Source organism: Roseibium sediminis (assembly GCF_008711325.1).
In the GTDB taxonomy this organism is placed as follows: Bacteria; Pseudomonadota; Alphaproteobacteria; order Rhizobiales; family Stappiaceae; genus Roseibium; species Roseibium sediminis.
On record NZ_VXDB01000038.1, the window covers coordinates 1 to 21,603 of the forward strand.

Consider the following 21,603-nt stretch of genomic DNA (forward strand, 5'->3'; position numbering starts at 1 on the left):
AAACGGCTGCTCCTAAAAGGCCAAGCCAAAATCATTGGGTTTTTGCGGGTGTCCAGCTTAAGCAAGCGCACAAGACATATGAAAGCTTCCTGTTGTCTGCACGCTTGGACCGGTCAGAAACGATTGAAAGCGGTCAACAGGCGCAGGCCGAAAATGCAGCCGACCTTGCTGAGGCATTTGACGATCTTGAGCACGAAGCGCAGGCAAAGATTGCGACGCTTCAAACTCTCGATTTTGGCTCCAAGCAGGAAGTTGAGCCGGGGGCAGCTGTGCGGATCGGTGATCGGTACATCGTGATCGGTGTCTCTACCGGCGAATTTACCTGTCAGGGGCAGACATTCGTGGGGATCTCACCGTCGGCGCCGATATACGCAGCACTTGAAGGCAAGGTGGCGGGCGAAACTTGCGAGTTCCGTGGCCGGAAACTGCATGTCAGCGAAGTCTATTGATTGCGGACTTGCGCCGTCTTCTGCGCCCGCGATGTCCTTTCGATCAATGGACCGATGAATGTGTCGAGTAAGAACTCAGGAGAGTTGAATGGTTTCGGCAAAATGGAATGGCAAGACTATCGCTGAAAGCGATAACACCGTTGTCGTTGAAGGTAATCACTACTTTCCGGCAGAAAGCGTAAAGTTCGACTATCTGAAAACGAGCAGCCACACCAGCTCGTGCCCCTGGAAAGGCCTTGCGTCCTATTACTCAATTGTGGTGGACGGCAAGGAAAACCCTGATGCTGCCTGGACATATGCTGACCCCAAAACTGCAGCCTCGCAGATAAAGGGTCACATTGCCTTTTGGCGCGGTGTCGAGGTGGGCTGATCGCCTTCGCACCCTTGCAACAACTTTGAAACGCCTAGAGCACGTCTCGCGTTCACTGAATCACTCGACGTGCTCTAACTATCTGATTTGGAGCATTTCCTGACGGCGAACCGGTATCCACTTCGCCTGGAAATGCTCCAGCTCGGGCCCTGTCGCACGTATCAGGTGGGGCAGAGGCTCCGCGTGTACATGTCTTCGATAAGGTGAGATACGGGGGCTTTATGACCATTTTTCAGAAGAAAACCGGCAAGTACCCGGAACTGGGTGAAGTCAATTGGCTTCGGAGCCTTGAGGCTGCAAAAGGCCAGGCTGCTTTAAACGGAAAGCCGATCTTGCTACAGTTTCAGGAGGTTCCGGGCTGTTCCACGTGTGTGAACTACGGCCGGGATGTCCTGTCGCGTCCCTTGATGGTGGAATTGATCGAGGAGTGTTTTGTGCCCGTGGCCATTTTCAATAATGTCGACGGAGCAGATGCCGAAGTACTGGCACAGTTCGGCGAAGCGGCCTGGAACAATCCGGTCAGCTATTTTCTGTCCAGCACGGGAAACGTGATCGGTTCCAAGCTCCAGAACCGTTACAACGCGCTGTCCATGCTCGACAAGATCATCGAAACGCTTCGGTCTCTGGGGCGCGATGTGCCTGGCTATGCGGACCTTTTGCGTGCCGACCTTTTGGTGGAGCAGGGGCTGTCGCGCAAGGTGGTTTTCGAGACGCCCTGCTTCTGGTCAGGGGAAACGACGCTGGCGCAACATCCCGCTGTCCTGACCACTCTGGCAGGCTGGGTTGATGGCGAGGAGGTCGTGGAAGCCGAGTTCGATCCGGAACATGACGAAGCCTCAACACTGATTGCCTATGCAGAGCGCGAGGGCTTCCGTTTGACAAATCAGCGTGGCTTTCGGGTTGATGAGGATCCACAATACTATCTGTCAAAAACCCGGTTTGCGCTGCTGCCGCTCAGTCCGGCACAACGCACTAGGATCAATGTAGACATCCCGTACAAGACGTCTCCCGAACGCAATCTCAGCCCAAGCCAGAAAGCATGGATGGCAGAGCCCCGTCTGGAGGGGGCGTCAAGCCGGGCTGCATACAAGGCTGCCTTCGAGGGCGAGTGGCGTCAGTTGGCAACACGCCTTGCCGACGCTGGTTCTCCCGTGCCAGCGGACCGATAAGGGGACCGAGGCTGTCGCCATTCATACCTTGGAAGCGGGTGATCAGAACAACAATCGCCAGAGGATAGGCAGCAGGATCGCCGTTGCCAGGGCGTTGAGGCCCATGGCAAGGCCGGAAAAGGCACCGGCCACTTCGTTCACCTGCAGCGCCCGCGCCGTACCAATACCGTGGCTGGCTGTTCCGAGCGCGAGGCCTCGGGCTTGCCAGTCCTTCAATCCGAGCAGATTGAGCGCTATCGGACCCAGCATTGCTCCGATGATGCCGGTGAGGATGACGAGGACTGCCGTCAGCGAAGGCAAGCCACCCAATTGCTCGACAATGCCCATGGCAACCGGAGCTGTCACCGATTTTGGGGCGAGAGCGATAAGTGTGTCCTTAGAGGCTCCAAGGAGGTAGCCGACACCGAGAGCCGATGCCATTGCAGTGAGCGAGCCAGTGATGATGCTGGCCAGAATGGCAAAAGCGGACTTTCGGACCTTGTCGAATTGCCTGTAAAGCGGAATGGCGAGAGATACCGTCGCAGGCCCCAGCAGGAAATGGACGAATTGGGCACCGTCGAAATAGTCCTCATAGCTGGTGCCGGTCGCGAGCAACATGCCGACGATGACGAGGACGGCAATCATCACCGGATTGCACAGCGGGTTCTTCCCGCTCTTCCCATAGATCCAGTTGCCTGCCTGAAAGGCGACAAGCGTCAGGGTCAGATGCAGGAGCGGGGAGGCGCTGAGATAAACCCAGATGTCGCGAAGGTCTTCCATACCTTATTCCTCGCCTTTCCCGGATGCCGATGAGCGCGTGAGAAGGGTCATCATGGTGGCCGTGACGACAATCGTCAGAACCGTGCTGACGACAAGCGCTGCGGAGATGGCGAGCCAGTCGCTGCCAAGCAGCTTGAAATGCAGCATCAAACCGACGCCGGCAGGGACGAACAGAAGCGACAGATGGTTCAAAAGACCGCCCGTGACGGAAGCAAGCTGCTCTGGAATGCCGCCCTTGAAGACAAGAAAGAGAAACAGCAGCACCATGCCGAGAACCGGGCCGGGAATCGGCAGGCCAAGTGCTACGCGGGCAAGTTCCCCCGCAAGCTGGCAGCTGAAAATCAGCGTGAGATAGTTGAGCATGGCATTCGCACTCCGGGAGGGGATGGGCCAAGAAGATCGGCAGAGCGGGCCAAGGTCAAGCAGGGGCTGACAAGAAGGAGTTCCGGCTGCTTCGAAACAGTGGATCGTTCCCGCCTTGGCCAAGGATCCCCATATCTGACAGGCTCAACTGACGCATTCCCTTGACTTTCTGCCCCCGGCATGGCTTGTGCCCACGGCGCGGCCTGTCATTGACGGGCGGCAACAGGATTCTATTGGCATTCAAAAGACCATCGAGGACACCATGCACCTTTACCGGAGCCATACTTGCGGCGATCTGCGTGCGGATCACGTCGGCGACACCATCCGCCTTTCCGGCTGGGTTCACCGGGTACGCGATCATGGCGGCGTGTTGTTCATCGATCTTCGCGATCACTACGGCATTACCCAGTGCGTGGTTGACCCGGATTCGGACGCCTTCAAACTGGCCGAAACGGTCCGTTCCGAATGGTGTATCCGCATCGACGGCAACGTGAAGAAGCGCACGGAAGAGACGGTCAATTCCGAACTCCCGACTGGCGCGATCGAAGTCTTCATCCGTGACATGGAAGTTCTGGGCGCAGCCAAGGAACTGCCGCTGCCGGTGTTTGGCGAGCTGGACTATCCGGAAGAAGTGCGCCTGAAGTACCGCTACCTCGATCTTCGCCGCGAAACCCTGCACAACAACATGATCCTGCGCTCCAATGTGGTGAAGGATCTGCGCGAGCGCATGTGGAACATCGGCTTCAACGAATTCCAGACCCCGATCATCACGGCGTCCTCGCCGGAAGGCGCACGCGACTTCCTTGTGCCGTCGCGCCTGCATCCGGGCAAGTTCTACGCGCTGCCGCAGGCCCCGCAGCAGTTCAAGCAGCTGCTCATGGTGTCCGGCTTCGACAAGTATTTCCAGATCGCGCCGTGCTTCCGCGATGAAGACCCGCGCGCAGACCGTTCACCGACCGATTTCTACCAGCTGGACATGGAAATGTCCTTCGTCACCCAGCAGGACGTGTTTGACACGATCGAGCCGGTAATCGCTGGCTGTTTCGAGCGCTTTGGCGGTGGTCGCCCGGTCAACCGCAACTGGCCGCAGATTTCCTACAAGGATGCAGCGCTGTGGTACGGCACCGATAAGCCGGACCTTCGCAACCCAATCAAGATGCAGGTCGTTTCCGAGCATTTTGCTGGCTCCGGCTTTGCGATCTTTGCAAACCTTCTGCAGCAGCCGGGCACCGAAATTCGTGCCATTCCGGCCCCGAAGGGCGGCAGCCGCAAGTTCTGCGACCGCATGAACAAATTCGCGCAGGAACAGGGCCTGCCGGGCATGGGTTACATCTTCTGGCGAACCGCCGAAGACGGGTCCATGGAAGCTGCCGGTCCGCTGGCCAAGAACATTGGCCCCGAGCGCACCGAAGCGATCCGCCAGCAGCTTGGCCTCGACAATGGCGATGCGGCGTTCTTCCTGGGCGGTAAGCCGAAGCAGTTCGAAACGGTTGCTGGCAAGGCGCGTGTCATCATCGGCGAGGAGCTGGGTCACAGCGACAAGAACAAGTTCGAGTTCGCCTGGATCGTGGATTTCCCGATCTATGCAATGGACGAAGAAACCGGCGAGATCGATTTCGAGCACAACCCGTTCTCCATGCCGCAGGGCGGGATGGAAGCGCTCGAAGGTGACCCGCTTGAGGTGCGCGGCTTCCAGTATGACCTTGCCTGTAACGGTCATGAGCTGGTGTCCGGCGCGATCCGGAACCACAAGCCGGAAATCATGTACAAGGCCTTCGAAATTGCCGGCTATCCGAACGAGGAAGTCGACAAGCGCTTCGGCGGTATGGTCAACGCGTTCCAGTATGGCGCACCTCCGCATGGCGGCTGCGCGGCAGGGATCGACCGTATCGTGATGCTTCTGGCCGATGAGGCAAACATTCGCGAAGTCATCCTCTTCCCGATGAACCAGCGCGCGGAAGACCTGATGATGGGCGCCCCGAACGAGCCGACCCCGGCGCAGCTGCGCGAGCTTCACTTGCGCCTGAACCTGCCGGACGCCTGATACAGGCCTTGCGGTTTGCGTTTGAAATCACGATAAACAGGGCAGGGGTCGGCATTCCGGCCCCTGTGCTTTAACGGGGTGGTGAACAGGTGTTCAAGTCTTTGAAATGGCAGGGATTTCAAGACCCTGACGGGACCTATCAACTGATCCGGCGGTTGCTGCGCGAGAACCTCCGCCAATTTGCTCCCCAATATGCTTTGGCTTTTGTTTTCATGGGGTTGGTTGCCGCGTCAACGGCTGCCAGCGCCTGGATCATGCGCGATGTGATCAACGAGATCTTCATCAGCCGCGATTCGAACATGGTCTATGTCATCGCCGGTGTGGTGATGCTGATCTTTGCCGTGAAGGGCGCGTCGACTTACGGCCAGCTGGTGATCCTCAGCCGGATCGGCAACGCCATCGTGGCAGGGCTGCAGCGGCAACTGTTTTCCAAGCTCGCGCGTCAGGACATGGCCTATTTCGACAAGACGGCCATGGGCGATGTGGTGGTCCGCATCAATCAGGGGGCTGCCGACACGCGGATGGCCCTCGATATGGTGATCGTGACGCTTGGGCGTGATGTGCTGACATTGGTCGGACTGGTTTTCGTCATGCTGGTGCAGGACCCTACCTTAAGTGCCTTTGCGCTTCTCATCATGCCGCCAGCCGTCATTGGCGTTACGCTTCTCGTCAAGCGCGTGCGCAAGCATGCGAAGATGCAGTTTGTCTCCACCGCGCAGATCATGTCGATCATTCAGGAAACCACCATCGGTATTCGTGTGGTCAAGGCATTCGGTGTCGAAAACGCCTTACAGGAACGCATGGACGGAGCGGTGGCGAATGTCGAGAAGCAGTCCAACAAGATTGCGGCCCTGACAGCGCGGACGTCTCCGCTGATGGAAACGCTCGGCGGGTTCGCGATTGCGCTGGTGATCCTCTATGGCGGTTATTCGGTGGTCAATCTGGGGCAGGACCCCGGTGCGTTCTTTGCCTTTATCACCGCTTTGCTGCTGGCCTACGATCCGGCCAAACGCCTCGCCCGCCTGCAGGTCAATCTCAACAAGAGCCTTGTTGGCGTTCGGCTGATGTATGAGCTTCTCGACGATACACCAGGAATCGAGGACGCTCCGGGCGCAAAAGCGCTGAGTGTTGATCGCGGCGCTGTTGCATTCAAGAATGTGGAATTTTCCTATGGCGAAGGGTTGGCGCTCCGCAAACTTTCGCTGCATGCCGAGGCAGGCAAGATGACCGCTCTTGTGGGCGCGTCGGGGGCGGGCAAGTCCACCGTTTTCAGCCTGATCGAACGGTTCTATTCGCCAGAGGGCGGCGAAATTCTCATTGACGGTCAGGATGTTACAAAGGTTGCTGTTGCCAGTCTGCGCAGCAACATCGCCTATGTCGGTCAGGACACGTTCCTGTTCGACATCTCGATCCGCGAAAACATAGCTCTCGGTCGGCCTGGTGCAACGGATGCCGAAATCGAGGAAGCAGCGCGGAACGCCAACGCGCACGAGTTCATTCTCGAGCAGGAGCATGGCTACGACACGATGGTCGGGGAAGGTGGCAATCGCCTTTCGGGCGGTCAGCGCCAGCGCGTTGCCATCGCCCGGGCGATGCTGCGCGATGCACCGATCCTGCTGCTGGATGAGGCGACATCAGCGCTGGATGCGGAATCTGAATCCAAGATACAGGCTGCGCTTGGCCGTCTGATGGAGGGCCGCACCACGCTGGTTATCGCCCATCGTCTTTCCACCGTCCGTCATGCCGATTGCATTCATGTTCTCGACAAGGGCAAGGTGGTCGAAAGCGGCACCCACTCCGAACTCTTTGCCAAAGACGGCATTTATCGACGCCTGGCGGAGCTTCAGTTTCAGGACGGGAAATCGGATACTGCGGCTTGAAGGGATAGAATGTGCAACATGCCCTTGTGTTTGACTGCGAATATCTGACTATAGAAGGCTCACCCTCGCGTCATTGGTGCGGTCCGTATGACCCCGATCCGGTTATTGTTCAGATTGGTGTTGTAAAGATCGGTCTTGGTTCAGACTTTCCACTTCTGGATACTTTCAACGCTCTTGTCGTTCCCCGTGACCGGGAAGGTCGTGTGGTTGCGCTAGATCCCTTTTTTACAAGTCTTACCGGAATAGAGCAGGCAGACGTCGACCACCATGGGCTTCCTCTTGGCGAAGCATTGTCTTCGCTTGATGCCTTTTCCGGGGGAGGCAAACTCTGGTCATGGGGCAAGGACGAACTCAATCTGCTTGCCATCAGTTGTTTTGTACAGGGAATCGCAGTGCCGTTACCTGCGACTCGGTTTGGAAATGCGTGCCAGCTCTTTCTAAAGGCGGGAATGCCCTATTCCGACATTCAGAAGACCCGTAGTAACGGAGTTGCCGCCTACTGGAGTTTGGAGTCGGAAAACCTGCGGGAACATAACGCACTGGATGATGCGCGATCAGTCGCTTTTGCCATTCGACATCTGCTTCGTCTTGGTAAGCTGGTGGGTGATGATCTTCAGTGATACTTGACCCGCCGTCGTTAGCGCGCGTGCTTCCAGCTGATAATTTGCCCCGCAGCTGTAGTGCTCATCCGAGCTGTGCAATTGCCGGGGTGAGTTCGAGGTCGGATGAGCCATAGACGAACTGGTTTCGGCCGGAATTCTTGGCCGTGTAGAGGTTCTCGTCGGCTTCCTTGAAAATGACGGTAAGGGTGGAGCCCTTCTTGATCTTGGCGATTCCGATGCTGACGGTCAGGTTGATCTCGTGACCGCCGATGACCTTGCCCTTCTCAGCCATTGCCAATCTGATCTGTTCTGCGCGCGCGACGATTTCGTCGTCGCTTGCACCGCGCAGAAAGACCGCAAACTCTTCACCGCCAATTCGCCCGACCGCATCGGATTTTCCGGTGTTGAAGTTCAACGTCTCTCCAATGACACGCAGGGCCATGTCTCCGATATCGTGTCCGTAGGTGTCGTTGATCTTCTTGAAGTGATCTGCGTCGACAAGGAAAAGCGCACCGCCGTCCGCAAATCGTTGTCTGACATGTTCCAGAAAGTAGCTTCGTGCGAGCACCCCGGTCAGCTGGTCGAACTTGACGAAGTCTTCCAGCTTGCGGACCGCATTGTCGACCTTGCGAACGATGAGAAGGGCAATAAAGGAAATCGGGGCGGCAATGAAACCCGCTATGACCGTCGCCAGAAGCATCGATGCGACAGCTTGTTGGTACATCCCCATTGCAGCGAAGGGGAGAAAAACCGCAAATCCGGCGGCTAACACGGCGATCAGCGTGAATATCACCGTATAGACCAAAACGTCTTTTTTTGTTCGAATCGCGAACATTGCGGTTGCCCTCCTCAATACTGACGCAGCGGTATATCTGAGGTTGTTAACAAATTCTTGCATTGTTTCGAAGTAACTGAACCATATTCACTAAATAATGGACTTTGAAGATAAATAAATCCTAATAACATCGCGTATAGGTAGTATTGTTGAGTGGTGTATAGCTTTGTGGCTCGATAAATATCTGAAATTAAAGCGTGCTGAAATTTCCGCCAAAAAAGCAAAACCCCGACTGTCATGCCGGGGTTTTTCTTGAGCTTAGCCGATATCCTGCAAGAGGCTTCGGGCTACTGGTTGGCCTTCACGTCAAGCCCCAGAATTTTGGGCAAGCCCTGCGGGGCGAGCATCACCGTTCCCATGATCTGGGCGAATGGGACTGGGTTTGCTGGTGCTGCGACAACCTGCAGGGACTGCGGGTCGTTGAGGAAGGAAGATACTGCAGTTGAAACCTTGTCCTGAAACTCCTTGTTGTTCAGAGCTCCCAGAAGCAGGTTCAAACCCTGCACTTGCTGCTCGACATAGGCTGACTTGTCGACGCCCGACTTGCTTGCTTCCTGTTCCAGGATCCGGTTTGTCAGCGACCCGTCGATTACGTCAATCGTCACACCGATCAGGGACACATTCTGCGTCAGGCTCATTGCCATTTGCGGGTTCTCGCCCATGTCGTCCAGTTTCTCGATGACCTCTCGCGAAACACCACCAAAGCTCATGTTGAGCTTAAGGGTGCCCATATCCGCTCCGTTGATTGTCAGATCGGTCAGTTCGGCCAGTTCGCTGTCCGGCGACCATTTGCCGGCACCGGTGACATTGAGGGTGATCTTTTCATAGCCCATCTCCTGGAAGGAGACTGCGTCCTCGTCGGAAATGGTGCTTGCATCAAGGGTTACGTCCGAAATAGAGAACTGCATCGACGTCGGCAGGTCATCGACCATGTCACCGATTTCCGTTTCGATCCGTGCGATCTGAACGTTTTCGTTCTCCTCGGTGACGATGTTGATGGTTGAGATGTCCAGCGTGCGATAGGAAGGATTGGCGGCTCCCGCAGGACCATTGGCAAGTTCCGCTGCTGTCGGCAGGACAAGGTCTGTGACCTTGAAGTCTTCAATTGACATGCTGCCGTCGCGGTCCGATGTCATGGACAGCTTTTTCAGGGCGAGGCTGTCCAGCTGAAGCCGGCCGCTTTCCAGCTTCTTGCCGCCGACAAGATCGGTCGAGTCTATGGAGACGTTCAGAGTGTCGTCAGCCGGGTCGATCAGCTTGATACTCGTGATCGAGACGGTGCTGCCGCTTTCCGTGACTTCGCCGTAACTTTCCACCTTGCCTTGTTCCGCTTCAAGCAGGTTCAGGAAGGCATCGGCAACATCATTGCCGGTCGGTTCGAACGCCTGAGCGCTGCCGAGACTGGCGAGAGTTGTCGAGAGTAAAAGGGCGGTGGTCGTCAGAAACGTCTGGCTGCGGGTCATGAAATCTCCGTGGCAACAATACACTGGTCAAATCAGCAGAGGCGGGCAACGATGCGGCAGCTTGCCATTCTAATCAAGGCGAATTCGCCCACAAGGTGGTTCGGTTTGCCCTTCAGGCCTGTTTCTCCGGGAACTCTGCAATAGCCGCCTCGATGTCTTCAAGGCTCGGCAGGCTGTCCTCGTTGCCCAGATGCTGGATCGCGTGTGTGGATGCGCCCCGGGCGAAGGTAAAGTGCTCCAGCCAGGTGCGTTCCGGCGCTTTCAGGAAGGACGCGATGTAAGCACCGTGGAACACGTCGCCTGCACCGTTCGAATCGATGACCTTTTCAATCGGGACATCGAGAGCAGGCAGGAATTGGTCGGGACCGCCATTCGCGTACCAGACAGTTCCGTGCTCGCCGAGGGTGACTGCACCGACAGGGCACCCCTTCTCCCGCAGATAGGCAAGTGTTTCGCCTGCCGACTTGCCCAGCTGCTGGCAGAAGCGCTCGGAGACCACGGGAACATCGATATAGCCAAGGAGTTCGTCCGTGTTTTCCCGAACGGCGCCTCCGTCCAGTGAGGTCAGGACGCCGAGCTCCCGGCAGGACTTGGCATAGTGCAGGGCTGCGTCCGGCATGTGCCCGTCGATGTGGAGTGCCTTCAGGCCAGTCAGGGTCAGGGGCGGGAAGGGGTGGAGGAATTCGTTGTCCCGGCAGCGGACGATGGCGCGTTTGCCGTCCTTTGGCATGATGAAGGACAGGGAGCTTTCCCGCACCTTCCGGCCATGGACCGAAATGCCATATTTTGCCGCCATGTCGAGGAACATTCTGGCCAGCCAGTCATCCGCCTGAGAACAAAGCAAATCGGGCTTGCCGCCAAGTTTTGCGCAGCAAAATGCTGCCGTAACGGCATTCCCACCGAAGCTGACCGCATAGTCGCGGGCAATTCTCTTGTCGTCACCGGTTGGAAGGTTGTCGGTCAAAAAGGTAACGTCGATATAGGCTTGGCCAATAAAAAGTGCCTGCATCAGGCGCTCCCCAGAAGTTGGTTTTCTATCTGCACCCATAGCTGGTGTGTTGAGGGCTGCCGGACAATGATTTTGGTCAAAATACCATCCGTATTCAGTGCTTGTTTACTAAGGTCCGGCATGATTCGCCCTGCATTTGTATTCCAGTGTAGGCCGCGTCTTGACCCGTCGATATGTAGTTTTTTTCCGGGCTGTATTAATAGCGCTTGTGTTGGCGACCGCCCCTTTGGTCGCCACAACCGTGATATTGAACGACTATGCCGTTTCACATACCCAATTTGAGATGGAGGCCATCGGCGAGCGCTACATCGCGCGTGCGGAAGAGGCTATCACCGAAACTGTCGTTACACTTCAACAGCTTGACCGCGATGGCGTGAAAACGTGCAGCGTCGAGGACCGTCTGAACTTCATGGACGAAGTTCAGGCAAAGGGCATGATCAACGCCATTGGCCTCGTGGATGCTTCCGGTCGGCGCATGTGTATCGTGCCGGATATGGAAATGGCGGAAACGGTGATCCTGCCGGCTGCCAGACCGAATGGCCCGCTGGTCGGGATCGGAATGCTGGATCAGGAATATCGCGGCGCACGGTCGGCCATTGTCAGCTGGGATCTTGGAAATTCGACCAGGCTCTATGCGATCATTGCTCCTGCGGCGATTGCCGGAGATCCCGGTCCTGAATACTTCCGCTCCTTTCGTCGCGCAGAGCTGACCTTGGGTGGAAACCTGAGATGGTTCTCCATCGGGGGCTTCACGACGAGCTCTGGCAATCCGGACGAGACCCTTCTTGCGAACGTCAAGTCCACCCATTATCCGCTCGAGGCGCGTATTGCGGTGGCAAGCGATGCTGCGGGCAAGCTGGTTGAACCTTTGAAACTGGTGGCCGTGCTCGCATCGGCTGCCCTTGCCGTTCTGTTTGTTGCGATTGGTATCTGGATTTCCTGGCGGCCTGAAAACGAGGCGGACGAGGAGTTCAGCAAGGCAGTCAAGAATGGCGAATTCATCCCGTTCTACCAGCCTGTCATGGACATCGAGAACGGCAGCCTGCGTGGCTGTGAAGTGCTCATGCGCTGGCAGCGTCCGAATGGCGACATCATATCTCCTGGCCAATTCATGGCCTTTGCAGAGGCAAATGGTCATATTTTCGAGATGACCCGCCAGCTTATGGTTCGTACAGCCGTCGAAATCGGAGACCTGTACGAAACAAGGCCGGACCTCAAGGTCTCGATCAACCTCTTTGCCGGCCACTTCAAGGACCGTCAGGTTGTTACCGATCTCAAGGCGGCGTTCGAGAATTCCAAGGTCTCCTTCCAGCAGGTGGTGGTTGAGGTGACCGAGCGCTACCCGATGGATGACATGGACTTTGCTCGCAAGATCATATCCGAGCTGCAGGCACTGGGTATCCGTGTGGCGCTTGACGACGTGGGAACCGGCCACGGCGGGATGGCCTACCTCCAGAAGCTGGGGGTCGACATCATCAAGATCGACAAGATGTTCATCGATTCTCTTGGTTCTGACGACAGCTCCACCACGATCGTCGATTCCATGGTGGAACTCGCAGACAATCTGGGCATGGGCATCATTGCGGAAGGTGTTGAGGAAGAAGAGCAGATCGACCGTCTGCTTGAACTCGGCGTGACCGCAGCACAGGGCTACTATTTCGCCAAGCCGATGAATGCTGCCGACTACATTGCCTTTGCCGAGGAAGTCGAAAGACGCGTTGCAGCGGACAATGATCAGGCGGAAGAGTTTTCTTCTATGGAAATGGGCGGCTTTGGCGGCGAGGAAGAGGCGGCCTGAGTTCAGGTGCAGCTCTTCACTCGTGCGAAAGGTTTCAGGCCAGCTCGATCATGTAGGGCGTTTCGAACCAGTGCTCTTCGAGATTGGCTTCCTCTCCGATGCGATCGACGACCGCAAACAGGCCCGGTTCTGATAGCGGTGTCAGGACGCCATGCCAGGTGTTTCGGTGGAAGTTGATTGCCTGGCCTGCGCGGCTGACAAAGGCAACCGGTCGTCCGGGTTTGCCGCCCTCGTCCGGAGCAACGATCACGAGAAACGGCTCCAGTGTCATCGGGATGAAGGCCTGACTGCCCAGCGGGTGGCGTTCCACCATCTCCAGCCGGTAGGGCAATGCCCGTTTTTCCGACAGGAACAGGCTGATGCCGGTGCGCGCGTTCTCGCCCAGAATATCGAGATGGGCAAGGTCGTGGAACCGGCCGCACATGCCTTGATTTATGAGTTTTGTGGGTGTTCCGGTCGCTTCCAGCACATCGCCATAAGGTGCGAAAGCTTCGGCAGTGAGGTGAGTGGCCTGAATAGCCGTTGTCATCCCGTCATCTCAGTTTCATGTGTCTGTTGACATCCTTGTAGAGCAAGTAACGGAACTTGCCCGGACCGCCTGCATAACAGGCCTGCGGACAGAATGCACGCAACCACATGTAATCGCCAGCCTCGACTTCGACCCAGTCTTGATTGAGGCGATAAACGGCTTTTCCTTCCAGTACATAGAGCCCGTGCTCCATGACGTGGGTTTCTGCAAAGGGAATAACTGCTCCGGGCTCGAAGGTGACGATGGTCACGTGCATGTCGTGGCGCAGGTCTTGCGGGTCAACGAAGCGTGTTGTTGCCCATTTGCCTTCAGTGCCTGGCATGGGTGTCGGCGGAACATCCCGTTCATTGGTCACAAAGGCGTCCGGTGCATCAAGGCCGATGACCTTTTCATAGGCCTTGCGGATCCAATGGAACCGGGCAGGGGCGTCGCTCTCGTTCTTCACGGTCCAGTCGCATGCCGGAGGCAGATAGGCATATCCGCCTTCGTTCAGCGTGTGAGCTGTTCCGTCAATTGTCAGCTGGATACTGCCATCTACGACAAAGAGCACGCCCTCAGCCTCAGAATCGGTTTCAGGCTTGTCGCTGCCGCCACCGGGCTGCACTTCCATGATGTACTGGGAAAAGGTCTCCGCAAATCCGGACAGCGGACGGGAAAGGACCCAAAGCCGGGTCTTTTCCCAAAAGGGCAGGAAACTCGTGACGATATCCGCCATGGTTCCCTTGGGAATGACGGCATAGGCCTCGGTGAATACGGCTCTGTCAGTGAGAAGCTGCGTTTGTGGCGGAAGCCCGCCAGTGGGGGCGTAATAGGAGCCAGACGTCATCAAGGAATTCCTGAGCCGGTGTCGGTGCACGAGTTATACAAGGCATCAACAATAGGAAGCTCCGATAGTGCGGTCCATGCCTTTTTGGAGGACAGCGTGTTCTCATTGATAGAGCAAAATGAGAGACCTCGCCCGTTTTGGGAGGGGGCTCGGACATAGGGCAGCGTCCGTGCTACGGGCGAGGTCGTTCAACCGGAAACCAAGAACGCCTTGCCGGGCGTTCATCCCACATGTCTCCGGTTTGTCTTGCATGCAGGTTTTGCAAAGTGTGGTGCAGGCGATCAGCCTGCGATGGGGCGTCGATGTCCGGACGGCAGGAGAACCTGTTCCAGACGTGCAATCTCTTCGCGGAGGCGCAACTTGAATTTTTTCAGCGTACGAATGTGCAAATGATCCGGTGCCGGTCGTCTTTCCTCCTGTCGGATCTGGTCGTCCAGGTTTTGATGCTGGTTTTGCAAGGCTCTAAGACGTGTGTACATCGTTGTTCCTTTCCAGATTTGTCGCTTTCGACAGGCTTGATATGGACGCTGCAAACCGATAGTTGAAATACATTGATTGTATTGGGGTGATAGAAAAGGTCTATCGATGGCGTTCCGTCCGTCCTCACGGCAACTGGATTATTTCATAGCGCTTGCCGATACCTGCCACTTCGGCGCCGCCGCGCGCCGTTGCAACGTGTCGCAACCGACCTTGTCCGCTCAATTCAAGCTGTTGGAAGATCAACTCGGTGTTGTTCTTCTGGAGCGCGGGAGCGGTGTTGTCGAAGTTACACCGGCCGGCAAGGCGCTGCTTCCTTTCGCCAGGCAGGCGCTGGATTGTCTGGATGAACTGGTGCATCACGCCAACTCGCGACAGGCCGGGCTGGGGGGGCTCATCCGACTTGGGGCGGCGTCGACCTTTGGGCCCTATTTCCTGCCGCATCTCCTGCCGCGCATGAAAGCCACCTATCCGGACCTTGAGATTTATATCCGGGAGGAGAGGCCGACCAAGCTGGGCCGGGATCTGCAGTCGGGAAATCTCGACTGCGTTCTTGCTCCATCGCCGCTGGCTGGCGAGCAGTCTGCAGGCACGGAAATCTGCAAGGAGCAGGTGTTGCTCGGTGTTCCGATGGATCATCCCTTTGCCCAGCACGAAGAACTGGAGCTTGCGGCGCTCGAGGGGCAGGGCCTGTTGTGCCTCGGGCCGGGCTACCAGCTTTATCAGGAGGGGCAGTTGTTATGCAGGGCTTCGGGTGCCCGCATGCTGGAGGACTACGAGGGAACCAGCCTCGACGCGTTGCGCCAGATGGTATCGATCGGCATGGGACTGGCGCTTTTTCCCAGCGGCTATATCTCTTCGGAGTTCGTGAAAGAGCAGCGCGTGCTTTTGAAGCCCATTCGGGACTTCGCCATGGAGCGATCAGTCAGGCTCTACTGGCGCCGCAACAGTTCGCGTGCACACCACTTTGAGCAATTGGCCATGTTGGCGCGCCAGACCGTAACGGAAATGAAGGTTCCCGGTGTTCGAACCTCTTTGGAAGAGGTGAACCGTTCCTAGCGGACTTCCCGGAGAAACGGACATTTGGCCATGCTCATTGTTGTTTTCGGGTGACGGCCGTAATTCCAATTTCTTTCTGTGGAGCCAGTTTCTGCTTGTGCTGCAAGATGTTGTGAATTGTAGCTGCCTCGGATTGCGGGCGACCAAGCAGATACCCCTGAATCTGGTCGCACCTGATTTCCTGCAACATTTTCAGTTGTTCGCTGGTTTCTACGCCTTCTGCGGTTATCTCCATGTCCAGCGTGTGCCCAAGGCCAATAATCGTTTCCAGAATTCTCGTAATTTGCGGGGTTTGATTTTCAAAACCGGACATGAATGAGCGGTCGATCTTGATCTTGTCGAACGGGAACTGCCAGAGATAGGACAAGCTGGAGTAACCGGTTCCAAAGTCGTCCATAGCAATGGAAACCCCGAGATCCTTGAGTCTTTGCAGCTGCTCAAGATTGCTCTTGCTGTCATCGATCAGGAGACTTTCAGTAATCTCCAATTCCAGACGAGCTGGATCAAGTCCGGAGGCCTTGAGCGCCTCTGAAACATGGGCGTGGAGATTTCCACTCTTGAATTGACCGCCGGACAGGTTGACGGCGAGCTTGAGATCATTCGGCCATTTGGCGGCAAACTCGCACGATCTCATCAAGACCCATTGTCCCACTTTTTCGATCAAGTGGGTTTCTTCCGCTATGGGGATGAATTGATCCGGCCCGATTGGTGTTCCGTCCTCCTTTTTGAGGCGTAACAGCGCCTCGAAGCCAATCAATGCATTGTCTTCTGAAGAGTGGAGTGGCTGGTAATGGAGTTCAAAACCGTTGTTGACCACAGCCCATTGCAGGCGGCTTTCAATTTCCCGGCGCGCTGCGAGTTTTTGATCCATCCAGGGCTCAAAATGGCAATTGCAATCGCGTCCTTCCGCTTTTGCCTGATACATTGCCAGGTCAGCACTTTTCATCAACCTGATGGCGTCATCGCCATCTTGCGGTGCAATTGCGCTCCCAATGCTGACGGACGTCACGACGGAATGTCCGCCTGCAGCAATCGGGTTCCGCAGTTCCTTCACCATTCGTGATGCCTGCGCGTCCAGTTGTTGCAAGTCGCCAATGTCCGGCTGAATGGCTGCAAACTCATCTCCGCCCAGACGGGCGATGAGGCACTTTTCACCCAGTATTTTCCTCAGGCGCAAGGCGATGGTCTTGAGGATGATGTCGCCTGTTTCGTGGCCGAACGTGTCATTGAGGTACTTGAAATTGTCCACATCAATGAAGAAGAGAGCAAACCCGGCCTGCCTTGAAAGTGAATCTTCAAGCAGGGGCACAAAGGAGCTCCGGTTCAGAAGTCCGGTCAGGGAGTCGTGCGCGGCCAGGAAATGCACCTTTTCATCAGCAGTCTTCTTGGCTTTCAGGGTGGACCTGTACGACCAGGCTGGTCCGGCGGCGGCCAGAAGGAACAGGCAGAGGACAGTGGCTGCGGCGCCGGTCAGAACATTGTCCAGAAGCGCTGCCTCCGCCGACATGTCGAGTAACAGAGTGATCTTTCCTTTAAGGCTGCCGTTGCTGTTGGCCATGGGGTGTGCGATTTCAACATATGTTGAAGGCAGGTTTATGCCGTCACCCGATTTGATTACGAGCAAATGCTTGGCGGAATCATGGGAATCCGCCGCAATCGGGACAGGGGCATGCACATATCCATCTTCATTTGATGCATGATCCGTGGCGTCTGCGTGCATTGGTCCGTGGCCTGCGGTCGTGACAGGTTTGGTCGCTGCTGAATCTATGTCATTTGCATCATGTGGGTGTTCGATGTAGTGCGAGTGCCCCGACGCGCTGTCATGTTCATGCCCGCCGTGGGTCGCTTCGGCCATGGCTGTACCGTGTTCGTCAGTGTGTACCTCCGAAACGGACGCTTGAGGATGTGCGATCTCGCTTTCGTGGTTGTCATGCGTGTGCGCGTGATGACTTGCTTCGCCACTTTCTTCTTCAGGATGAAACGAGCCTGTAGATAGCTTGACTTCACCTTTTGAATTTTCGAAAGCAAAGTGAAAGATGTTTCCAATTGAAGCCAATCTCTGGAGTTCGTCTTCAACTCCGACTGAATCAGCTGTGCCGTCAAGCACTTCATCCAGCATGGGAAATTCTTTTTCGAGATAACCGGCAAACTCCATACCGGTTTGCCATGCTTCTTCACGAAGTATGGTATCTCGGCTGAAGTTTAGAGTAACTACGGTTCCGAATACAGAGACTAATCCGATCAATCCGAAGGCCGCGGACTTGGGTATGTTTCTGTACATGCAAACTCCATCAACGGAATAGAGTTTGTATTATATTTCACTCAAGGTTTATGCTGATTTAATACATGGAAAATATTTATACTCTTATGTGGTGCATCTGGCGGATGTGTTGGATTAAAGAACTCCCATCAAGAAATTATATCTCAGGTGCGTTTTTGAGGTGGTGTTATTTTTGGTTGTAGTGCCGAGCTGACGTTCTTTGGTCCGGACTGCTGGCGGTCGCGCAGATTTGGTCTAAACTCACATCGTCCCAAGTCGACGGAAGGAGATCAGCCATGCCTACCATTGCAAGTGGTGCGGACTATCAGACCATCATCACCACCTTCGAAATGACGCCCGGCACGTGTTATGACCTTCTGGATGAGCTGAAGGGTGCCTATGACGCGTTCATCAGTCAGCAGCCGGGCTTTATCGGGGCAGGCATCCACGTCAACGACGCCAGGACCCGTATTGCGACCTATTCCCAATGGAAGAAGCGGGAAGACTTTCAGGCGATGCTCAGGACGCCGGAAATGCGAGAGCGCAATCGCAAGATCGCTGCGCTCTGCAAGAGTTTCGAACCGGTCATGTACGAAGTTGCCGAAAGCTACAGCTGACCGGTAAAGAGCCCGTCAGGGCTTGATATACGGTGTTTGGCCTTGCGCCAGCTTCAGGCGCGTCCACAGGTTCATGTTGATGACGATGGCCGCGATTTCTGCGATCTGCTTTTCGTCAAAGAACTCTGCAAGTGTCTCGTGCATGTCCGGGAAGCTGATCTGGTCGTAGGCCGTCAGTGCTTCACAATAGTCGAGCGCTGCCTGTTCTGCTTCCGAAAACATTGTGCTTTCCTGCCAGGAAGCCAGATGTGCGATCTTGGCCTTGTGGATGCCTTGATCCTCTGCGGCTTGCGTGTGCAGGATCAGGCAGTAGGAGCAGGGGTTCAGCTGCGCGACCCGCAGGCGAAGCAACTGGGCCAGCTGGCTATCGACCGACAGGTTTGCGGTGTAGCCAACCGACTTTGCCATCTCCTTGGCGATGGAGTGGAACTCGATTAGGTCCGGGTCAAAGCGGGTGTTTTCAAAGTCGATATCATTCATGTTCAGTCTTTCGTCTTGAAGCGGTTTCGCCAATTTTCATTTTCGTTTGCAATGTCTTGCAGGAACTCGCATCTGATCGCAACGGACCAGGGCTGGTGTTCCAGATACCCTAAAACCTCGCGGGCAAAGGCCTTCCCGATACCCTTGCCTCTGTTGGATATGTCGATCTCGATATGATCGATTGCGATTCCTTCGGTGTTTTTTGAGTATCGCGCAAAGGCATCACTCGGGTCCATGTACTGCAGAAACTTCTGTTGTCGTTCATCGTGCTGAATGCCCGGATCGTAAAGACCTGCACGGGCGAGCCGCTTGTCGAGATCGGGAAGCTTGGGATTGCGCAGTTTGCGCCCCTTGATCTCGAATGTGGGGAATTTTGCGGGATCGCCCACAAGGTCGGCGAGGCGCTGGCGTGCGGTTTCATCTCGGTCCACTTCCGCAAGTTCATAGGCAAGCCCACGTTCTTCCAGCGCGTCCATATAGAACCGGGTCTTGTGGCATCGGACCTCGCCAAACAAGGTGATGTCCGATGCCGTCTCTTGTGTCTGCACTTCGCTCATGTACCGCAGAAAGTTCGATAGGGGCCGAAGTCATCCGGCGCCGGGCCCGCATAGGCCTCAAGGCCGCTTCGCTCGGTGAAGGGGTCTTTCAGGACGTCCAGAAGTTTATGCGTCCGCTCGTAATTGCCGCTTTGTGCTTCAGCCAGTGCTTCCTCCACCTTGTGATTGCGCGGAATATAGATCGGGTTGGCTTGGTTCATGCGATTGGCAATGTCTGCCGCCTTTGCGTCTTCCTTCTCAAGGCGGGCCTTCCAGTGGCTGAACCAGTGTTCAAAACCGGTGCTGTCCGCAAAGAGTGCAGCTGTCGTCGAGCCGTCTGCTTCAACTTCCCTGGCAAGGGAGCGGAAGAACGCGGTGTAGTCGACGTTCTGTCCCTTCATGGCGTCCATCAGTGCATTGGCCAGATCGATATCGTGGTGATCTTCTGTCGCCAGGCCAAGCTTCTTGCGCATGCCATCCAGCCATGCAGCCTGATAGAGGGCCGGGAACTTGTTGAGCTCGTTGGTCGCAAGGCGAACGGCATCGTCCGCGTCATCCGGATTGATCAGCGGCACAAGGCATTCGGCAAGTCTGGCCAAATTCCATTGGGCGATAAGCGGCTGTTTGCCATAGGCGTAGCGTCCGCCTTCATCGATGGAGCTGAACACCGCATCGGGATCATAGGTGTCCAGAAATGCGCAGGGGCCGTAGTCGATGGTTTCGCCGGAAATCGTCATGTTGTCCGTGTTCATGACGCCATGCACAAAGCCGACGAGTACCCATTTGGACAGGAGGTCTGCCTGCCGGGAAATGACACGGGCGAGCAGTTGCAGGTATTTGTCCGCAGCCTCTGTCAGATCCGGGTCGTGGCGGGCGATCGCATAGTCGGCAAGCTGGCGCACCTTGTCGGTCTCGCCGCGGGCGGCAAAGAACTGGAATGTGCCTACACGAATGTGGCTGGAAGCAATGCGCGCCAATACCGCGCCGGGTTTTGCCCCTTCGCGGTCGATCAGTTCACCGGTGGTGCCGGCTGCAAGTGCGCGGGTCGTAGGTATGCCCAGCGCATGCATGGTTTCGCCCATGATGTACTCGCGCAGGACCGGACCGATGACCGCCTTGCCGTCGCCACCGCGTGAAAACGGTGTGCGACCGGAGCCCTTGAGATGAAGATCCCGGCGCTTGCCGTGCCGGTCGATGAGCTCACCCAGAAGGATCGCGCGGCCGTCGCCCAACTGAGGGGAAAAGCCGCCGAACTGATGGCCAGCATAGGCCTGTGCCAGCGGAGCTGCACCGTCGGGGCTTCTGGAGCCAGTCAGGTTGGCGGCGCCTACCGGTGTGTTCAGCGCATCTGCATCCAGCTGCAGTTCTTCGGCCAAATCCTTGTTGAGGAGAACCAGAAAGGGCGCCGGGACCTCGGCTCCTTCCCATGGCACATAGAAGCCTCGCAGCTCACGGGCATAGGTGTTGTCGAACGGAAAGACAGGCGGTTGGGTGGTCATGAGAGCTCCGCTTATTGAGCATGCAAGGCTGGCATAAGTTTTGGCAGGAGGCGAGGGCCTCCTGCCAAGTTTCGGTCAGTTGGTTTCCAGGCTGACTTCTTCAGCACCAAGAGCATCCAGGAAACGGCGGGCATCCAGCCGGAAATCTGCAAAGACGACCTTGCCATCAGGAGCGATGACAGTGAACCAAGGGGTTCCGGCAGTCCGGTAGTCTTCCATGAAACTGGGATAGGATTCGCCTTCCTGCTTGACATCGTGCCCGAACGGGATCTTCAGGCCGTATTGCTCCTGATTGACCCGAAGCTTGTCGAAGGTGTTCACATTCTCGCCTTCGAACACTGTCTGGATGACGGCAAATCCGAAGCCCTTGTCCTTCAGGATGTCATGAAGAATCCGCAGCGTGGGGAAGCCGCGCGAATGGCATCCGGGGCACCAGTGCTGGAAATTGTAGATGATCTTGTACCCGTCTCCGAGGTCGGAGAGTTTCAGCGGGGTTTGCAGCGCATCGCCGTTTGCGTCAATCCAGCTGGACACCCGCAAAAACCTCGCGCTGTTGGATGATTTCTGATTCACTGGCTT

General features: G+C 56.3%; 22 protein-coding genes. 9 read left to right on the plus strand and 13 right to left on the minus strand.

Going from position 1 to position 21,603, the window contains the following annotated elements; genetic code table 11:
- From F0155_RS21530 to F0155_RS21540, 3 genes are all read left to right on the plus strand, one after another.
- A partial coding sequence (locus tag F0155_RS21530; RefSeq protein ID WP_204934585.1) for a hypothetical protein occupies window positions 1–449 on the plus strand: 449 nt, incomplete at its 5' end.
- A gap of 88 nt (window positions 450–537) precedes the next feature.
- Window positions 538–819 carry a DUF427 domain-containing protein gene (locus tag F0155_RS21535; RefSeq protein ID WP_150526635.1) on the plus strand — a complete coding sequence of 94 codons (282 nt, stop codon included), beginning with the start codon at window positions 538–540 and terminating at the stop codon, window positions 817–819.
- A 221-nt stretch (window positions 820–1,040) separates the two neighbouring features.
- Window positions 1,041–1,988: a VPGUxxT family thioredoxin-like (seleno)protein, type 2 gene (locus F0155_RS21540; protein WP_150526636.1), complete on the plus strand. Its 948-nt coding sequence runs from the start codon at window positions 1,041–1,043 to the stop codon at window positions 1,986–1,988.
- Between the two features lie 42 nt (window positions 1,989–2,030).
- On the opposite strand, the gene F0155_RS21545 is transcribed toward F0155_RS21540, so the two are convergent.
- Complete coding sequence (locus F0155_RS21545) at window positions 2,031–2,747, minus strand: LrgB family protein (RefSeq protein ID WP_150526637.1); 717 nt, start codon at window positions 2,745–2,747, stop codon at window positions 2,031–2,033.
- Between the two features lie 3 nt (window positions 2,748–2,750).
- Window positions 2,751–3,110 carry a CidA/LrgA family protein gene (locus F0155_RS21550; RefSeq protein WP_150526638.1) on the minus strand — a complete coding sequence of 120 codons (360 nt, stop codon included), beginning with the start codon at window positions 3,108–3,110 and terminating at the stop codon, window positions 2,751–2,753.
- 262 nt (window positions 3,111–3,372) lie between these two features.
- Between F0155_RS21550 and aspS the strand changes: the two genes are divergently transcribed.
- The 3 genes from aspS to F0155_RS21565 all read left to right on the plus strand — a co-directional run bounded on the left by aspS (window position 3,373) and on the right by F0155_RS21565 (window position 7,654).
- Entirely contained in the window at window positions 3,373–5,154 is a 1,782-nt protein-coding gene (aspS, locus tag F0155_RS21555) for an aspartate--tRNA ligase (RefSeq protein ID WP_150526639.1), read from the plus strand.
- An 89-nt stretch (window positions 5,155–5,243) separates the two neighbouring features.
- A complete protein-coding gene (locus F0155_RS21560) occupies window positions 5,244–7,034 on the plus strand; it encodes an ABC transporter ATP-binding protein (protein ID WP_150526640.1) in 1,791 nt (596 codons plus the stop codon).
- Window positions 7,035–7,045: 11 nt separating this feature from the next.
- Window positions 7,046–7,654, plus strand: a complete 609-nt coding sequence (locus F0155_RS21565; protein WP_150526641.1) for a 3'-5' exonuclease — start codon at window positions 7,046–7,048, stop codon at window positions 7,652–7,654.
- Between the two features lie 64 nt (window positions 7,655–7,718).
- Here F0155_RS21565 and F0155_RS21570 read toward each other — a convergent pair whose 3' ends face one another.
- From F0155_RS21570 to F0155_RS21580, 3 genes are all read right to left on the minus strand, one after another.
- A complete protein-coding gene (locus tag F0155_RS21570) occupies window positions 7,719–8,471 on the minus strand; it encodes a GGDEF domain-containing protein (RefSeq protein ID WP_161599873.1) in 753 nt (250 codons plus the stop codon).
- Window positions 8,472–8,758: 287 nt separating this feature from the next.
- The gene (locus tag F0155_RS21575; RefSeq protein WP_150526643.1) at window positions 8,759–9,934 is read right to left on the minus strand and encodes a hypothetical protein; all 1,176 of its coding nucleotides are present in this window, start codon (window positions 9,932–9,934) and stop codon (window positions 8,759–8,761) included.
- 112 nt (window positions 9,935–10,046) lie between these two features.
- Window positions 10,047–10,943 (minus strand): sugar kinase, encoded by an 897-nt coding sequence (locus tag F0155_RS21580; protein WP_150526644.1) that lies wholly within the window; start codon window positions 10,941–10,943, stop codon window positions 10,047–10,049.
- Window positions 10,944–11,151: 208 nt separating this feature from the next.
- Between F0155_RS21580 and F0155_RS21585 the strand changes: the two genes are divergently transcribed.
- Entirely contained in the window at window positions 11,152–12,741 is a 1,590-nt protein-coding gene (locus F0155_RS21585; protein ID WP_192913864.1) for an EAL domain-containing protein, read from the plus strand.
- Between the two features lie 34 nt (window positions 12,742–12,775).
- Here F0155_RS21585 and F0155_RS21590 read toward each other — a convergent pair whose 3' ends face one another.
- The 3 genes from F0155_RS21590 to F0155_RS21600 all read right to left on the minus strand — a co-directional run bounded on the left by F0155_RS21590 (window position 12,776) and on the right by F0155_RS21600 (window position 14,575).
- Window positions 12,776–13,270, minus strand: coding sequence for an ureidoglycolate lyase (locus F0155_RS21590; RefSeq protein WP_150526645.1), 495 nt, complete (start codon window positions 13,268–13,270; stop codon window positions 12,776–12,778).
- A 4-nt stretch (window positions 13,271–13,274) separates the two neighbouring features.
- Window positions 13,275–14,096 (minus strand): bifunctional allantoicase/(S)-ureidoglycine aminohydrolase, encoded by an 822-nt coding sequence (locus F0155_RS21595; RefSeq protein ID WP_150526646.1) that lies wholly within the window; start codon window positions 14,094–14,096, stop codon window positions 13,275–13,277.
- A gap of 281 nt (window positions 14,097–14,377) precedes the next feature.
- Window positions 14,378–14,575 (minus strand): YdcH family protein, encoded by a 198-nt coding sequence (locus F0155_RS21600; protein ID WP_150526647.1) that lies wholly within the window; start codon window positions 14,573–14,575, stop codon window positions 14,378–14,380.
- A gap of 106 nt (window positions 14,576–14,681) precedes the next feature.
- Between F0155_RS21600 and F0155_RS21605 the strand changes: the two genes are divergently transcribed.
- Complete coding sequence (locus F0155_RS21605) at window positions 14,682–15,632, plus strand: LysR substrate-binding domain-containing protein (protein ID WP_150526648.1); 951 nt, start codon at window positions 14,682–14,684, stop codon at window positions 15,630–15,632.
- A 34-nt stretch (window positions 15,633–15,666) separates the two neighbouring features.
- On the opposite strand, the gene F0155_RS21610 is transcribed toward F0155_RS21605, so the two are convergent.
- Complete coding sequence (locus F0155_RS21610) at window positions 15,667–17,487, minus strand: putative bifunctional diguanylate cyclase/phosphodiesterase (RefSeq protein ID WP_161599874.1); 1,821 nt, start codon at window positions 17,485–17,487, stop codon at window positions 15,667–15,669.
- Window positions 17,488–18,188: 701 nt separating this feature from the next.
- Here F0155_RS21610 and F0155_RS21615 point away from each other — a divergent pair.
- Window positions 18,189–18,509, plus strand: coding sequence for an antibiotic biosynthesis monooxygenase family protein (locus tag F0155_RS21615; protein WP_150526650.1), 321 nt, complete (start codon window positions 18,189–18,191; stop codon window positions 18,507–18,509).
- 15 nt (window positions 18,510–18,524) lie between these two features.
- On the opposite strand, the gene F0155_RS21620 is transcribed toward F0155_RS21615, so the two are convergent.
- The 4 genes from F0155_RS21620 to F0155_RS23970 all read right to left on the minus strand — a co-directional run.
- A complete protein-coding gene (locus F0155_RS21620; RefSeq protein WP_150526651.1) occupies window positions 18,525–18,989 on the minus strand; it encodes a carboxymuconolactone decarboxylase family protein in 465 nt (154 codons plus the stop codon).
- A 2-nt stretch (window positions 18,990–18,991) separates the two neighbouring features.
- Window positions 18,992–19,546, minus strand: a complete 555-nt coding sequence (locus F0155_RS21625) for an N-acetyltransferase (protein WP_150526652.1) — start codon at window positions 19,544–19,546, stop codon at window positions 18,992–18,994.
- Window positions 19,543–21,024, minus strand: a complete 1,482-nt coding sequence (locus F0155_RS21630; protein WP_150526653.1) for a protein adenylyltransferase SelO — start codon at window positions 21,022–21,024, stop codon at window positions 19,543–19,545. The genes F0155_RS21625 and F0155_RS21630 overlap by 4 nt, the downstream gene beginning before the upstream one ends.
- A 75-nt stretch (window positions 21,025–21,099) precedes the next feature.
- The coding region (locus F0155_RS23970) for a peroxiredoxin family protein (protein WP_425299991.1) at window positions 21,100–21,603 on the minus strand (504 nt) is incomplete at its 5' end.

What these genes read in the sequence shown, in the direction of transcription:
- F0155_RS21630 (WP_150526653.1), bottom strand. Translation starts at nt 21,024, where the DNA reads ATGACCACCCAACCGCCTGTCTTTCCGTTCGACAACACCTATGCCCGT.
- F0155_RS21595 (WP_150526646.1), bottom strand. Translation starts at nt 14,096, where the DNA reads ATGACGTCTGGCTCCTATTACGCCCCCACTGGCGGGCTTCCGCCACAA.
- F0155_RS21605 (WP_150526648.1), top strand. Translation starts at nt 14,682, where the DNA reads ATGGCGTTCCGTCCGTCCTCACGGCAACTGGATTATTTCATAGCGCTT.
- F0155_RS21625 (WP_150526652.1), bottom strand. Translation starts at nt 19,546, where the DNA reads ATGAGCGAAGTGCAGACACAAGAGACGGCATCGGACATCACCTTGTTT.
- F0155_RS21570 (WP_161599873.1), bottom strand. Translation starts at nt 8,471, where the DNA reads ATGTTCGCGATTCGAACAAAAAAAGACGTTTTGGTCTATACGGTGATA.
- F0155_RS21615 (WP_150526650.1), top strand. Translation starts at nt 18,189, where the DNA reads ATGCCTACCATTGCAAGTGGTGCGGACTATCAGACCATCATCACCACC.
- aspS (WP_150526639.1), top strand. Translation starts at nt 3,373, where the DNA reads ATGCACCTTTACCGGAGCCATACTTGCGGCGATCTGCGTGCGGATCAC.
- F0155_RS21575 (WP_150526643.1), bottom strand. Translation starts at nt 9,934, where the DNA reads ATGACCCGCAGCCAGACGTTTCTGACGACCACCGCCCTTTTACTCTCG.
- F0155_RS21580 (WP_150526644.1), bottom strand. Translation starts at nt 10,943, where the DNA reads ATGCAGGCACTTTTTATTGGCCAAGCCTATATCGACGTTACCTTTTTG.
- F0155_RS21590 (WP_150526645.1), bottom strand. Translation starts at nt 13,270, where the DNA reads ATGACAACGGCTATTCAGGCCACTCACCTCACTGCCGAAGCTTTCGCA.
- F0155_RS21600 (WP_150526647.1), bottom strand. Translation starts at nt 14,575, where the DNA reads ATGTACACACGTCTTAGAGCCTTGCAAAACCAGCATCAAAACCTGGAC.
- F0155_RS21620 (WP_150526651.1), bottom strand. Translation starts at nt 18,989, where the DNA reads ATGAATGATATCGACTTTGAAAACACCCGCTTTGACCCGGACCTAATC.
- F0155_RS21610 (WP_161599874.1), bottom strand. Translation starts at nt 17,487, where the DNA reads ATGGCCGAAGCGACCCACGGCGGGCATGAACATGACAGCGCGTCGGGG.
- F0155_RS21550 (WP_150526638.1), bottom strand. Translation starts at nt 3,110, where the DNA reads ATGCTCAACTATCTCACGCTGATTTTCAGCTGCCAGCTTGCGGGGGAA.
- F0155_RS21540 (WP_150526636.1), top strand. Translation starts at nt 1,041, where the DNA reads ATGACCATTTTTCAGAAGAAAACCGGCAAGTACCCGGAACTGGGTGAA.
- F0155_RS21545 (WP_150526637.1), bottom strand. Translation starts at nt 2,747, where the DNA reads ATGGAAGACCTTCGCGACATCTGGGTTTATCTCAGCGCCTCCCCGCTC.
- F0155_RS21535 (WP_150526635.1), top strand. Translation starts at nt 538, where the DNA reads ATGGTTTCGGCAAAATGGAATGGCAAGACTATCGCTGAAAGCGATAAC.